This is a genomic window from Actinomadura monticuli, from assembly GCF_041463655.1.
In the GTDB taxonomy this organism is placed as follows: domain Bacteria; phylum Actinomycetota; class Actinomycetes; order Streptosporangiales; family Streptosporangiaceae; genus Spirillospora; species Spirillospora monticuli.
Map to the genome: position 1 here is coordinate 1 of NZ_JAXCEI010000034.1, position 12,727 is coordinate 12,727.

The 12,727-nt window shown below is 66.1% G+C and carries 11 protein-coding genes; 7 read left to right on the forward strand and 4 right to left on the reverse strand.

The features are described 5' to 3' along the window. Window positions 1–130 precede the first annotated feature (130 nt). The 3 genes from SM611_RS37140 to SM611_RS37150 form a co-directional block, all read right to left on the reverse strand. Window positions 131–955, reverse strand: a complete 825-nt coding sequence (locus SM611_RS37140) for a transposase family protein (protein WP_371955101.1) — start codon at window positions 953–955, stop codon at window positions 131–133. A gap of 112 nt (window positions 956–1,067) precedes the next feature. Next, complete coding sequence (locus SM611_RS37145; RefSeq protein ID WP_371955102.1) at window positions 1,068–1,496, reverse strand: DUF6985 domain-containing protein; 429 nt, start codon at window positions 1,494–1,496, stop codon at window positions 1,068–1,070. Window positions 1,497–1,684: 188 nt separating this feature from the next. Continuing rightward, on the reverse strand, window positions 1,685–2,455 hold the full coding sequence (locus SM611_RS37150; RefSeq protein ID WP_371955103.1) for a hypothetical protein: 771 nt from the start codon (window positions 2,453–2,455) through the stop codon (window positions 1,685–1,687). 1,831 nt (window positions 2,456–4,286) lie between these two features. Here SM611_RS37150 and SM611_RS37155 point away from each other — a divergent pair. Continuing rightward, the gene (locus tag SM611_RS37155) at window positions 4,287–4,520 is read left to right on the forward strand and encodes a hypothetical protein (protein WP_371955104.1); all 234 of its coding nucleotides are present in this window, start codon (window positions 4,287–4,289) and stop codon (window positions 4,518–4,520) included. 464 nt (window positions 4,521–4,984) lie between these two features. Here the strand turns inward: SM611_RS37155 and SM611_RS37160 are convergent, their stop codons facing one another. Then, window positions 4,985–5,512, reverse strand: coding sequence for a hypothetical protein (locus SM611_RS37160; protein WP_371955105.1), 528 nt, complete (start codon window positions 5,510–5,512; stop codon window positions 4,985–4,987). Window positions 5,513–5,974: 462 nt separating this feature from the next. Between SM611_RS37160 and SM611_RS37165 the strand changes: the two genes are divergently transcribed. The 6 genes from SM611_RS37165 to SM611_RS37190 all read left to right on the forward strand — a co-directional run bounded on the left by SM611_RS37165 (window position 5,975) and on the right by SM611_RS37190 (window position 12,568). Continuing rightward, on the forward strand, window positions 5,975–6,970 hold the full coding sequence (locus SM611_RS37165; protein ID WP_371955106.1) for a LuxR C-terminal-related transcriptional regulator: 996 nt from the start codon (window positions 5,975–5,977) through the stop codon (window positions 6,968–6,970). A 28-nt stretch (window positions 6,971–6,998) separates the two neighbouring features. Then, the gene (locus SM611_RS37170) at window positions 6,999–8,795 is read left to right on the forward strand and encodes a S9 family peptidase (protein ID WP_371955107.1); all 1,797 of its coding nucleotides are present in this window, start codon (window positions 6,999–7,001) and stop codon (window positions 8,793–8,795) included. Continuing rightward, window positions 8,689–9,852, forward strand: coding sequence for an MFS transporter (locus SM611_RS37175; RefSeq protein ID WP_371955108.1), 1,164 nt, complete (start codon window positions 8,689–8,691; stop codon window positions 9,850–9,852). Before SM611_RS37170 ends, SM611_RS37175 begins: the two co-directional genes overlap by 107 nt. Window positions 9,853–10,108: 256 nt before the next feature. Next, window positions 10,109–11,110: a helix-turn-helix transcriptional regulator gene (locus tag SM611_RS37180; RefSeq protein WP_371955109.1), complete on the forward strand. Its 1,002-nt coding sequence runs from the start codon at window positions 10,109–10,111 to the stop codon at window positions 11,108–11,110. Between the two features lie 153 nt (window positions 11,111–11,263). Next, entirely contained in the window at window positions 11,264–11,665 is a 402-nt protein-coding gene (locus SM611_RS37185) for a hypothetical protein (RefSeq protein WP_371955110.1), read from the forward strand. Between the two features lie 345 nt (window positions 11,666–12,010). Further along, a complete protein-coding gene (locus SM611_RS37190; RefSeq protein ID WP_371955111.1) occupies window positions 12,011–12,568 on the forward strand; it encodes a hypothetical protein in 558 nt (185 codons plus the stop codon). Window positions 12,569–12,727: the final 159 nt, after the last annotated feature.

Consider the following 12,727-nt stretch of genomic DNA (forward strand, 5'->3'; position numbering starts at 1 on the left):
GCTGGAAACGGAGCAGAACTGGTCACGGTCATCGGGGAAAGCACACCCGACCGGGAAACCGGCGGAAGACAGGCCCCGAGCCCTACCGCCCGAAATGCCACCGCGCCAGCTCCCGACCCTCCAGTGACTTTCAGCTGATCCGGCGGTACTCGAAGAGTGTGAGGACATGCGCGGCGCGGACGATGTCGCCGATCCTGTTGGGGCTGAGGGTGGTCTGTTTGAGTGCGGTCCAGCGTTCGGCGAGAAGGGCGAAGCCGCGTTCGACGCGGCATCGCAGGAAGCGCTGCAGGCGGTTGTAGCAGCGGTTGTCGATGGACAAGACGTTGCCGTCGGCAGGGTTCTTGAACGGGACGATGACGCCGTGACCTGTGCCTTGGTAGCCGGGGTCGGCTAGGACCGGCATCGTCTTGGCGTAGGGATACAGCGCCGGCAGGACCAGTACGCGGGCCGCTTCGATATCGACGACTCCGCCGGGCAGGACGTCGCTGAACCAGATGGGGAAGCCGTCCGGTTCGGTCAGCATCTGGACCTGGCCGCCGAACCCGCCGGTCTTTCCGGAGAACCAGGCGTCGATCATTTCGCCCTTCACGCTCACGGTTTTGTGGCGGCACCGGTCAGTCGCGAAGATCTTGCCGTCCATCTCCAGGTGCGGCAGCCCGTCGGCGACCGCCTTGTCCAGGGCCTGGTGCAAGTCCGGGGCGCGGTCGGCCAGGACGTCGACGGCCTCGTGCAGGTACCGGTAGGCGGTCGACTGCGACAGGCCGAACGCGGCACCGTGCCGGGTGATGTTCGGCTTGTCCCGGAACCACGCGATCGTGAACAGGGCCTGCTTCTGGCAGGTCAGGGACCGGGTGCCCTTCCTGGTCCCACGTGCCCGGCGCTCGGAGCGCAGCAGGCCGGCAACGAAGCGGATCAGTTCGCGTGGGACGTCGAGCATGGCAGGATAGGTGACCACGTGGCGCCTTTCGGTGGCAGACGAGGACTTGTGGTGAGACCTCTTCTACCGGGGGCGCCACGCTTGTTTCGGGGCATGGCGTCGTGTCCGCGAGTCTGCCCGATCCTGCCTGTTACGGCATGTTAAAGCCCAAACGCCCGAATAGAAGTCGCCGGGAAAACGTCAGTGAGACATAGACATGCCTGTCACCGCGGGGATCTCGGGCGACCATCGGCTCGGTCCCGAACCGGACGTGGTCGAGTACGTCGTTTGGGCCTTCGATCTCGACATACCAGTCGTCGTCACCGGAAGCCAGAATGTCCTCGGTGATATCGCGGTAGTAGGCGAAGATCGACGGCGTGACCGTGATCAACGCCGCCCGGTCGAGCACCAGGAAGGTACGGATCGCAGCCTGGAACTCCTCGGGCGCGGGGTCATCGACATAGCCGTCAACGATGAAGCGGCATGGCGCATTACCCAACACTGGTACGGGAACAGGTTCACTTTGGTCCCAACCCAGCTGGGCGGCTTCGACTAGGCGGCCGAGCCCGGGGATCTGCATAACACCAGAGTAGGTGTAGCCGATCTTGCCGCCGTCGCTGATGTACCTCGGGGCAGGGTGAGGCTGTGGCACTGTGGTCGCCAGACTCGCGCCCCATCCGCATGTCCGATCCATACGTTCATCACGAACGCCCGCTCATGCCGCTGGTCGTGCGCTGCTGATCGCGGTGCCTGCCCCGGCGGGCGGCCTCATGGTTCGGCTGGGACGTCGCTGAGGTCGAGCCGGTACCAGTCGGTGTGCGTGAGGATGTGCAGGTCGGGGCCGCGTCCGACGACGAGCGCGTCGCGGGGGAGTTTCTGCCCGTCCGAGAGTACGACCCGGTATTCTCCGGTGCCCCGCATCCGGCCGTCGGCCAGATGTCCGGCGACCAAGCGGTCGCGGGCGGCGCCGTATCCGCCGTACAGGGCGATGCGTGAGCCGTCGGTGATGAGCGCCTTTGCGGCGGCGCCGTCGCCGTGCCAGCCGGTGAGAGCCCCTTCGCGGACGCAGACGATGGGGAAGTCGGTGTAGTAGCACGTCCAGGCGGTGTCCGCGTCGACGTTGAGCGCGTAGCAGTCGCTGATCGCGCCCCACGGGTTGTTCACGTGGGAGGGGAACCGCCAGTCGGCCTTCAGAGTCGGGGAGAAGCGTGCGAGCCCGCAGGAGCCGATCGGTTTCCGGTCGTCAGCCTGGCCCCAGCCGTAGTTGCCGTAGACACCTTCGTCGAAGTAGCCCACCCAGACGTGGCCGGTGCGGGTGGTGAAGACGTGCTCGATGCCGTCCCCGAGCGTTTCAGCTGCCAGAGTGGTTCCGTCGGCGGAGTAGATGATCGCGTTGAGATCCGGGCCGTCCTGGTTCCATCGAGCCCTGGCGCCCACGGCAAGAACTCGGCCGTCCGGTAGCGGCTGGACGGTCGCGTGCGCGAGCGGGAAGTCGTGGATCGTGGTCAGGTCGGTCAGCGTCGGTGAGTGCAACGTCACCCGAGTGGTGACCGGGCGAGAAGCGCGAGGGTCTGGGAAGGTGGCCCAGCCCGGTTGCGTCGTCGTCGATGTCACGGCCTGCACGTCGGCGGCGGCCGACCACAGTGCGATGACCTCGCCGCTGGGGCCGATCGAGGCGTTCACTCGTACATCGCCGCTCTGGGCTGCAGTGATGCGTGTGTGGTGACGTACGGGAAGGGGCGTCGTGCGCCCCCTGGACCGCCGCTTGCGCTGCTCCTTCACCTCATCACTTCACCACCGCGGGCCGGGCAGAGCCACCGAATATTTGGTGACGCCGACCTCCCAGACGCACTCTTCTGCCATCGACGACCCGGGCGAAGAACACGGCCACCGGGTCCTCCGCGTCGTCGGCAAGGGCACCCGGATCGTGCTGATCCCCCTCCCGCCAGCAGTCGGCAGAGTCATCGACCAAGCCATCGCTGATCAAACCGGCGGGCCGACTCTGCTCAACACCCGTGGGGCTCGGATAGATCGGCACGCCGCCACTCGACGCTTGCGCCAGATGGCGACCGAGTCCGTTGTTCGGTTACCGCGGATGCACCCGCACGAGCCCCACCGGTGGTGCCAGCCACCGCGCGGGGCGTACAACGATGGGGCTGGGCCTGCCCGTCGTCTACAGCGAGAAGCGGCAGGACTCCGTCACGGTCGAACCCGTCGTCGACGGCAGACCGGCCCGCTGGGCATCGCCCTTGTGGTTGCGCATCACCGCCGAGGGCGGCCAATGGGTTCTGCGTTCTCTTTAGATCAACGAGCTCCAGTCCGTCATCGCCGACCAGTTCATAGCTCAGAGCCAGAGCAGCCCTCGAAATCTCCGCCCCGCTTAGTCCTTGTGCGCCCGACGTACGCAGCCGGTAGGGGTTTCTCCCGGCTTCAACAGGCCCGACAGGGCCAGCGCCGCCTCCGGGGCACTGGCCCTGCTCGAGTTCTTCGCCAGCGGTGCGGTGCACCGTCTAGTTGGTCAGGTTGCCAACCTGTGTCGGCGCCTGATCGAGTAGGGCAACCGCAGTCTCACGTGGCTGCTTGGCCGGACGATGTGCGTCGGGACGTTTCCGACCTACGACGCCTCCTTCAGATCCTCCACGATCTGTGGGGGTGCAAGGAGTTGGTCGTCGAGGGGCCCGCCGAACAGACGGGCCCGGGGGGCTTGGCCGCGCGGATCCAGGACACGCCGACCTTGCCGGTGAGTGCCTCGCTGAAGGCGGAACGGTCAGGGCCGTGAGCTCCTCGGCGGAGGAAGCCTGCGCCCTGCGGGTCCCGAAGGGCATTTGCCAGGAGTTCGGATCCGCGGTCGTTGGGCGGGCTCGTGACCGGTCGGTCCATTGCGCGGGGCTGAAGTCGACTGCCGGGAGGACGGTGGGCGGCCGTTGAGGCGCCGCCGAGGTTGCCGGCCGAGCGGTTGCGGGGTCCGTGACTCGTTGTTGACTTGATGCGGCGATAGGTGCGGGCAATGGCCATCATTGGCTCCTCCAAGTGGGTCTCTCTGTTGACGGGCCACAATGAAACCCGAACGGTGGAGGCCGACGACATGAGCGAAACGTGCGATGGTGATAAGTGTTCAGCCGCATGACGCGACCGCTGAGGGGCTGAGGACGCGACACCGACGACGGGCCAGGGAGATACGGCTTCGGCTGGCGCCGTTGGTGACTTTCGTTCACTGAGTAAGAACACTCACCGACAGGTGGCGCAGGCGGTCTCGACGAGCGTCCATGGTGGTCAATCTCGTCGGGCACCAGGCGTCCTCGCTCCGGCACTGTGCGCCTGGGAGCTGGAGACGACCCACGGCTGGGAGTGCCAGCAGGCGCTCTAGGAAATGGTCACGAACGCCCTCGACGTCGCCGGCCAGCCGACTTCGGTGGACCTGAATACGCTGGACGATCGCGCCTTGGCGATCATCCTCCTCCAGCTCCGTGTCTCGGTGGGACACCTCATCGCCGAGGTTTGCGACCCCAGCGACGCCCGCCCCGAGGTGATCGCCCCTGGCATCGACGATGAAGGCGGACGAGCACCTCACCTCGTCGACGACCTGGCCACTGAGTGGGGCTGATACCCCATCGCCATCGATGACACGGTGATCGGCAAGGTCGTCTGGGCGCCGTGGCGGCTCCCGCCGGGCACGGACGCATCGTGAGTCGCGTCCGGTTCTCGTGGCGCAGACGCGGTGGCGAACAGCAGCCGTGCGATCCGCCAGCAGCGTTGGTGCTGCTGCTCCCCGATGACTTGATCAAGGGTGAGTTCGCCGGCGGTATTCAGCGGGCGCTCGCCCAGTCTCGTGATGCTCTGGCCGACCAGGCGCGGCACCCCGCCGACCTGGCCTAGTGGGAGGCGCGGGATGAGGTTCGCCGCGCCTACCTGATCGGCGGCTCGCACGCGTTCAGCGAGGCCGCGGCCTGTGTCGACACCGCTGTGGCCGATGTTTTCGACGCCGTCGCACAGCGGCCGGACGGGCACTGAAGGATGGTCTGGGCCAGGGGACGAGCGAGCCTGGCCCACACCGAGTCTGCTGCCGTCTCAGCTCGGCGAGCCGAAAGCATGGAGCCTGGCGATCGCCTGGTCGCGGGTGAGCAGGCGCAGATCGTGGTCGGGCAAGCGCCTGGGACCCGCAAGGTCGATGTAATGGGTCGGGCCGTACGGCCAGGGCCCGCTGAACAGCGTGATGAGGTCCGCTGCGGGCTGGTTCTCCAGCGTCTGGTGGACGACGTCGGCGTCGGATCCCGGCGTCGCCAGCCACAGGGTAGGTATCTGCTCCCCGAGTCCGGCGGCGGTGATGCAAGGGGGTCTGCTCTCCAGGTGTTCGATCGTGTCTTCCAGGGTGTCGGTGATGTGCAGGACGGAGGCGAAGCGCGCGGAGAGCTGGGAGGACGCGGAGAGCTGGGAGGACGCGGAGAGCTGGGAGGACGCGGAGAGCTGGGAGGACGCGGAGAGCTGGGAGGACGCGGAGAGCTGGGAGGACGCGGTGCCGAGCAGGCGCTCCAGGTCGGGGCGCGCGATGACGACACCGCATCCCTCCGTCTGGCGGGTCAGGGCGTCGACCAGCACGGTGCGAACTAGTCGCAGGGCGCCCGGACCGATGACTCCGGCCCCCTGAGAGTGGCTGAAGGCCCGCGCCAGGAGGGGCCTTCGGCCGGACTTGCCGCGTGTTTGCGCGGTGAGTCGCTGGACGGTGAGCCCGGCGAGTCGGCGGACCAGGGGCGCGTGGGTGGCTCTGCGTAGTTGATTCATTCTCACTCCGGGTCGATCGGTGGCTGGGGAGCCTTGATCAAACCGGGTTCTGCCAGGTCATGAGCCTGATCGAAACGCCTCATGGCGGTAAGTGGCCATGGTTCAGCCGACCGTTCCATCGGCGCTGGATCTACTGATCCGCCCACGCCAACGGCCCTTGAGCCGAAGCGTCTGCAGCCTGGCGGCCGATGGCGACTTTGTTCATTGACGCCAAATGCTCATCACCATTCTGGCGACGCTCCTCACCGGCATCGATACTCTCTGTCACGGGAGGTGCGGGTGAGTACGGAAGCCGAACAGACAGCCACCAGGCTGCTGAAGGGGATCGTCGCCGATGAGTTGCTGGGCCCTTACGCCCAACTGCTGGCCACGGACGGCTGCCTGCCAGCCGAGGCCGCGGATGCGCTCGGCGGGCCCCAGATCGTAGAGGCGTTGAAGAAGACCGGGCTGGCGTACGTCATGCCGCTGGGAATAGCCGTTTCCCCTCGCCTGGTCGCCACCGCTCCGGATCTGGCCCTGCAGGGAACACTCGCCGCCCTGTCCCGCAAGCTTGTCGCTGATCAAGAGCGGTTGCTGGACGGTCAGCGCCGCATGGTCGATATGCATCCCTTCCCCGGAGTCACCGAGGGCCAGGCCGGCCAGCTGGTGCGAGTCCTCACCGACCGCACCGAGATCACCGACACCTCCCGCGCGCTCCTGGGAACAGCACGGCGTCATTGGTTGACGCTGGAGAACTTCGCCATGGAGCGGCCACTGGAAGAACTGGCCGGAATGCCACCCTTGCCCGCTTTCGAGGGGAACGTCGCGAGCCGAACGATCTACCAGGCATCCTGCGCCGAGCATCCCGTCGGCATCAAGATCATCCGAATGCACGCCAGGGCCGGCGAAGAGGCCAGGATCCTGCCCGAGATCGGCATGAAGATGAAGCTGGCCGACGAGGCGGTCGCCTTGCTGCCGCTGACCCCGACCGGACTGCCCGGCGCACTGCTGATCAAAGCCCCGGTGATCGTCGCCGCGTTACGTGAGTACTTCGAACTGCTGTGGCAGAGAGCGATCCCGCTCGGCGAGACCGAGCCGGAGATGCCGCTCAAGCCGGTCCAGATGTCGATCCTGCGGATGCTGGCGCAGGGAATGACCGATGACGGGATCTCCAGGCGGATCGGCATGAAGACCAGCAGCGTGCGCCGGCATATCAGCGCGATCGGCAAACACCTCGGCACCACCAGCCGCATCGCGATGGGCGCCGCAGCCGCCCGGCGCGGCTGGATCAACTGACCACTACCCCCTTTGGAGAGCAGCAGCGATGCCCGACTACGTGGATTTCGTGCCGACCGAACGCTTCCGCGGACAGGTGGCCCTGTCACCGGATGCCGAGACCGTCGCCTACTGCAGCAACGCCGCCGGATCCTTCGACCTGTGGACGATCCCGGCCGCTGGTGGGGCACCGCACCGTCTGACACGGCTCGAGAACCAGGCGGTACGGCAGATCGCGTGGTGGCCGGACGGCAAGAGACTGACCTTCACCGCCGACCGCAACGGCGACGAGCAGTACCGCATCTACCGCATCGGCTCCGACGGCAAGGGCCTCACCGAAATCAGCACCGGCCCGGACTGCCAGCGGGTCCTGGCCGACGTTCCGTTTGATACGCAAGGCCGGTACCTGCTTTATGCGGCCAACGACCGCGACCGCACCGTGCAGGACATCCTCATCCGAGATCTGGACGCCGGCACCGAACGCCGCATCGTCCCCCCGGACGGAGTCAATTTCACCCCCGCCCGCACTTCACCCGACGGGCGGTGGTTGTCGGCCGTCGGCGTCCGATCCAACACCAACATCGCCACCTACCTGATCGACCTCAGCAACCCTGACATCGAACCCGTATGCGTCACCTCCGAGTACGGGGACGGCTACTTCGTCCCGGGCCCCTGGACACCCGACTCGGCCGCCTTCTACCTGTGCACCGACCTGTGGGGCGAGTTCACCTCCATCGGCCGGTACACCTTGAACGACTCTTCCCTCGCCCGCATCACGAGCGACAAATGGGATGTCGAGCACCTCGAAGCCGCTGGCGACATCCTCGTCTGGTCCATCAATGAGGGCGGACGCTCCGTCTTGCGTGCCGCGCGGAACGGCACCGAACTCGCTCTCGCCGACACACCGCAAGGTGTCATCGACGCGATCTCGCTCAGCCCGGACGGTGAACGGATCGTCCTGGAGATCGACACAGCGACCCGGCCCAGCGAGATCGGCGTACTCGACCCGGCGACCGGCTTCCGGTACCTCACAGACGCCCGCCCACCCGCCGTCCAGGTGATCGATCCCGTTGAGCCCGAACTGATCACCTATCCGGCCTCGGGTGGACGCCACGTTCACGCCCTGCTCTACCGGCCGCACACACCCGGCCCCCGTCCGGTACTGCTCTCGGTGCACGGCGGCCCCGAGGCACAAGAACGTCCCGATTACGCCTACGCCGGCCTCTACCAGTACCTCCTCCACCAGGGCATCGCAGTCCTGGCCCCCAACATCGCCGGCTCCACCGGATACGGGCTCACCCACCAGAAGCTCATCTACCGCAACTGGGGCGGAATCGATCTGGACGACCTCGACCACGCCGTCCGCCACCTGCACACCCTCCCCGGCATCGACGCCGACCGCATCGCCGTCATGGGCGGCTCCTACGGCGGATTCGCCGCCCTGTCCTGCCTGTCACGGCTGCCGTACCAGTGGGCGGCCGGCGTGTCCTTCTGCGGCCCGTCCAACCTGGTCACCCTCGCCCGCGCCTGCCCGCCCACCTGGAGACCCACCGTGGACGCCGTCCTGGGCAACCCCGACACCGACGCCGAACACCTCACCCGACGCTCCCCGATCACCTACGCCGACGCCATCACCGCGCCCCTGCTGGTCATCCAGGGCACCCACGACCCGCGCGTTCCCAAGAACGAGTCCGACCAGATCGTCACCAGGCTCCGCGGCCGCGGCATCGACGTGCGCTATGACGTCTATCCCGACGAAGGCCACGGATTCACCAACCGCAGCAACGAGATCAAGGCGTTCGGCGACATCGCGGAGTTCCTGCTCACGCACCTGGCAAGGAAGTAGGAGCTTTGTGTCCGGTCTCCTGTCTCCGCTCGCCCTGTCCCGGGACCCGTCCGTGGCGCCCCTGTTCATCTCCCGGATCATCTCCAGCGCGAGCGTCGGGTTCGGGCAACTCGCCCTGGCTTGGGGCGTGATGAACCTCGGCTACGGTGCCCAAGGCCTGTCGTTGGTCATGGCCTGCAACGCGTTCCCGGCCCTGCTCATCATCTGCGGCGGTGTTGCCGGAGACCGTTTCCGCCGGCACCACGTGCTCATGGGCGCCGAAACCCTGGCCTGCCTCTCCTGGCTGGCAATCGGCACCGCACTGTTCACCGGAAAAGCACCCCTGGCCCTGCTGTGCGCGTTGGGCGCCATCGGCGGTGTCGCCACCGCGATGTTCTTGCCCACACTGCCCGGCATCATCGCCGATCTCCTCGACTCAGCGGACCGCCCGGCCGGAAACGCACTGGTCAACCAGACCCAGTCGGCGGGCCTGCTCATCGGCCTGATCTCGTCCGGGGCCATGGTCACCGCGATGGGCCCGGCATGGGCCGCCTCGATGCGAGGCGTCCTGTGCGGGCTGAGCGCCATGCTGCTCTGCCGACTGGCCACTGCACGTCCCAGCAACCCCTGCGCCGGCCCGCTACGCGACTTGCGGGACGGATGGCGCGAGTTCAGAGCGCGCCCATGGGTATGGATCATGACCCTGCAGTACACCGCGATCACCACCGCAGTGGTCTGCTACACCAAGATCGCAGGCCCGCTCTACACGACCGACGGACACGGCGGCGCATGGGCCTGGGGCGTAATCCGTGCTTGCGAGCCCCTTGGAGCAGTCGTGGGCGCATTGATCGGCGCCCGGTGGCGGTCCGGCCGGACGATTCGGATGGCCGCACTGCTCCCCATGTCAGCGGCTCTCCCCATGCTCCTGATGGGAAGCGGGGCACCCTGGAAGATGATCGCCGCGGCAGCACTCATTCCCGGAGTGTTCCAAGCCGTCTACTACGTCCTCTGGACGACCGCACTCCAGGACGATTCGCCCCGGACATACTCGTCCGCGTCAACAGTTGGAACATGGTAACCAGTTATGCCCTCATGCCACTCATCATGCTGGCATCCGGGCCGCTGGCGACCTTCCTCGGTCCCGAGACGCTCGCGTTCTGGTCAGGGACCGCAGCCGTCGTAGCAACTCTCTCCACCTTGGCCGCATTTCGTCTGCTTCCTCGAACGGAACCTTCCCGGAGATCGAAGCCAAAGAGGCCATCGCCTGACACTGCAGTGCGCCGCCGCGGAAGAACGCGAGACCTCCGTTCAAGAACTTGACTTTAGGTTGTCCCATGCGTTCCATTGAAGAAAAAGCCGTGCGACTGCTTAGCGGAGTCGTAGAAACAGGAACCCTCCGCCTGTACCTCCGCCTCCTGGCCGCAGGGAAATGCCCAACTGAAGAAGCTTCCGAACTTCTTGGCGGAGCAGATGAATTAAACGTCTTGGTCCGCGCTGGCATGGCAAAAATAAGTGAACCTGAAACCGGTGAGCCATCCTGCCTGATACCAGTACCGATGGATGTGGCGCTGCAGCACAGGCTCGTCGGCCTCGCCCAGGACGCGCTGGTCGACTACCAGAGACTCCTCGGCGGATACCAGCGCATGTGTGACTTCTCGTCATCCACGAGCTCAGCAGCCGATCCATCGGCAAGCCAGCTGGCACAGCTCATCACCGACAGCGACGAGGTAGGCAGATTGACCAGCACACTCCTCGGCTCTGTCCAGCGCGAATGGTTGACCCTGAGCAGCCACACGCCGACAGCGCCGATGGAAAGAACTGGCAAAGCCGCCGCAGCGCCATCACCAGTTGAGCGCGGCGTCCGATGCAGAGCAGTCTATGACGCCGATTCACTGCAAGAAGCGGTCATGCGTGAAAAACTGGATACGATAGCCGAGACGGGCGTGCAGGTTCGAATACTTCCACGCGTCCGAATGAGCATGCGGGTCGCCGATGAAGGAGTCGCGCTCCTGCCGCTCACGGCAGCCGAGTCAAGCGGTGCCCTCTTCGTCGAGTCCCCGGTGATCGTGGGCGCTTTCCGCGAATACTTCGAACTGCTCTGGGAACGTGCCATCCCTTTTGGTGGGACCGGACGCAATAGAAAAGGCATCCCGGAGATACAGATCAAAATACTGTGCCTACTTGTGCAGGGCCTATCGGATGAAGCCATCGCAGAACGATTGGATCTTAGCATCACGACCGTCCGTCGGCACATCAAAGCTCTCCGAGAGAGTCTCGGAATCACCACACGGTTCCAGTTGGGAGTAGTCGCCGTCCAGCAAGGCATCGTGGACTAACTCGCCGTTAGATGCTGTTCGCTCCAGTCCAGTGGTTGACGTCTCGTCCCATTGTGGCCATGACGATGCCTCTACTGACCGGTCGCTTGCCGCAGGGCTTCCCACACCGCTGGGATCGAGCGGCATCACGAGGCCGACCGGGGAGGTCAGGGCATGGAGTTTCAGGATGAGGTGACTGGAGGGTCGAAAAGCCGGCTGCGCAAGTCGTTGGAGGTGATCGGGGTTGTCGCAGGGGTTGTAGGCGCGATCGCGGGCGTCGTCGCGCTCAAGCCGGTCTTGCTCGACGATGACTCCGCCAAGCAGGCGGGCGGGGCGTCGGGCTTCGTGTTCGTCGACCCTCGCCCTGGCACGGTGACGAGAGTGTCGTGCACTTTCGAGGTGCATGGGGTGGGCACGCCGCCTTCTGGTAAGAGCCTTGCGGTGGCCAACCAGGAGTCCAACGAGCGGCTCTACTTCGAGTCGTTGGTCAAGGTGGAGCAGGGCGAATGGTCGGCTGCGATCGGCCTGGGCACTTCGAAGACCAAGCCGGGCACGCGGTTCCACCGCAAGGATTAAGGCTGGGGCCGGGGAAGGATCACGTCCATCCTCGTAGGGGTGTGGACAACGATGGGTGATGCTCTCGTCTCCTGCGGCGGCTGCTTGCGGAATCAGGCCATTTCTCGCAGTTCAGTCCACTCGCAAGCACGCAGAGTTGCTGATCACGCGGGCCCGTGCTCGGAGCTCGCGGCGGTCCTGGACGACACGCCCATGGGCATGCTGGTCATCGATGCGGCTTCGGGTCAGACTATGGAGCGCAAACAGTCTTATCGCTCTTTAGAGAGTGTCAACGGCTGTGATCTGTCGCCTGAAGAGAGGAGTGCTGCATGGTCGGATCCCCTTCGATGCTGGAGAGCACCCCACATGAACGATCCCGGACCCCGTACCGACGAGGACATCGAGCGGCTCGCTGGTGAACTGCATGAGCGCGTCCGAGCCCTCAACCAACTGACCCAGGGCCCGCCAGGGCTTACCGCCCCGGGCGCCGCGTACACGGTTCTGGGGAACCTGGCCCAGACCTCCTTCCGACTGGTGCAGGCTGCCGAGCAGATCGACGCGTTCCTCACAAGAGAACTCGACGCCGGCCGCCTCGGGCACGATCGCGGCGACGATCCGGTCCCCGCTGTGACCACGGTGCACAATGCCCTCGGCAGGTGCACCGAGCAGGCCGCCGATCTCGGCGACAGCTTCCGGAAGGCGGCTAGCGCGCTCGCTCCCATCCGAGCCCTGGACGCCGGCGAAGAACCGACCCTCGACCGTCACGCCGCGGCCAGCCTGAAGGAACAGGAAGTCGCCCAGATACGGCCCGCAAATGAGGACTTCCCTAACCCGATCGGCGACGTCCTCCCGGGCCCACCGAACCCTGCCGACCCTTTGCCGCCGGAGCTTCGCTCACCGCCGCATCCGCGTCGCGGTCGGTAGACCGAGGTAACGGGCGGCCGCGGCTGCGCTGGGTCTCGGGGTCAGTGCGAAGGGATATGTCCGTGCCAGTGAAGGGGCGGTCGCGGCATCTCGAAGGCGGCGAGGCCCATTTCCGCGCAGTGGCGCGGTGTCGCCGGTCCCGGCTTGGGTGAGTTTTCA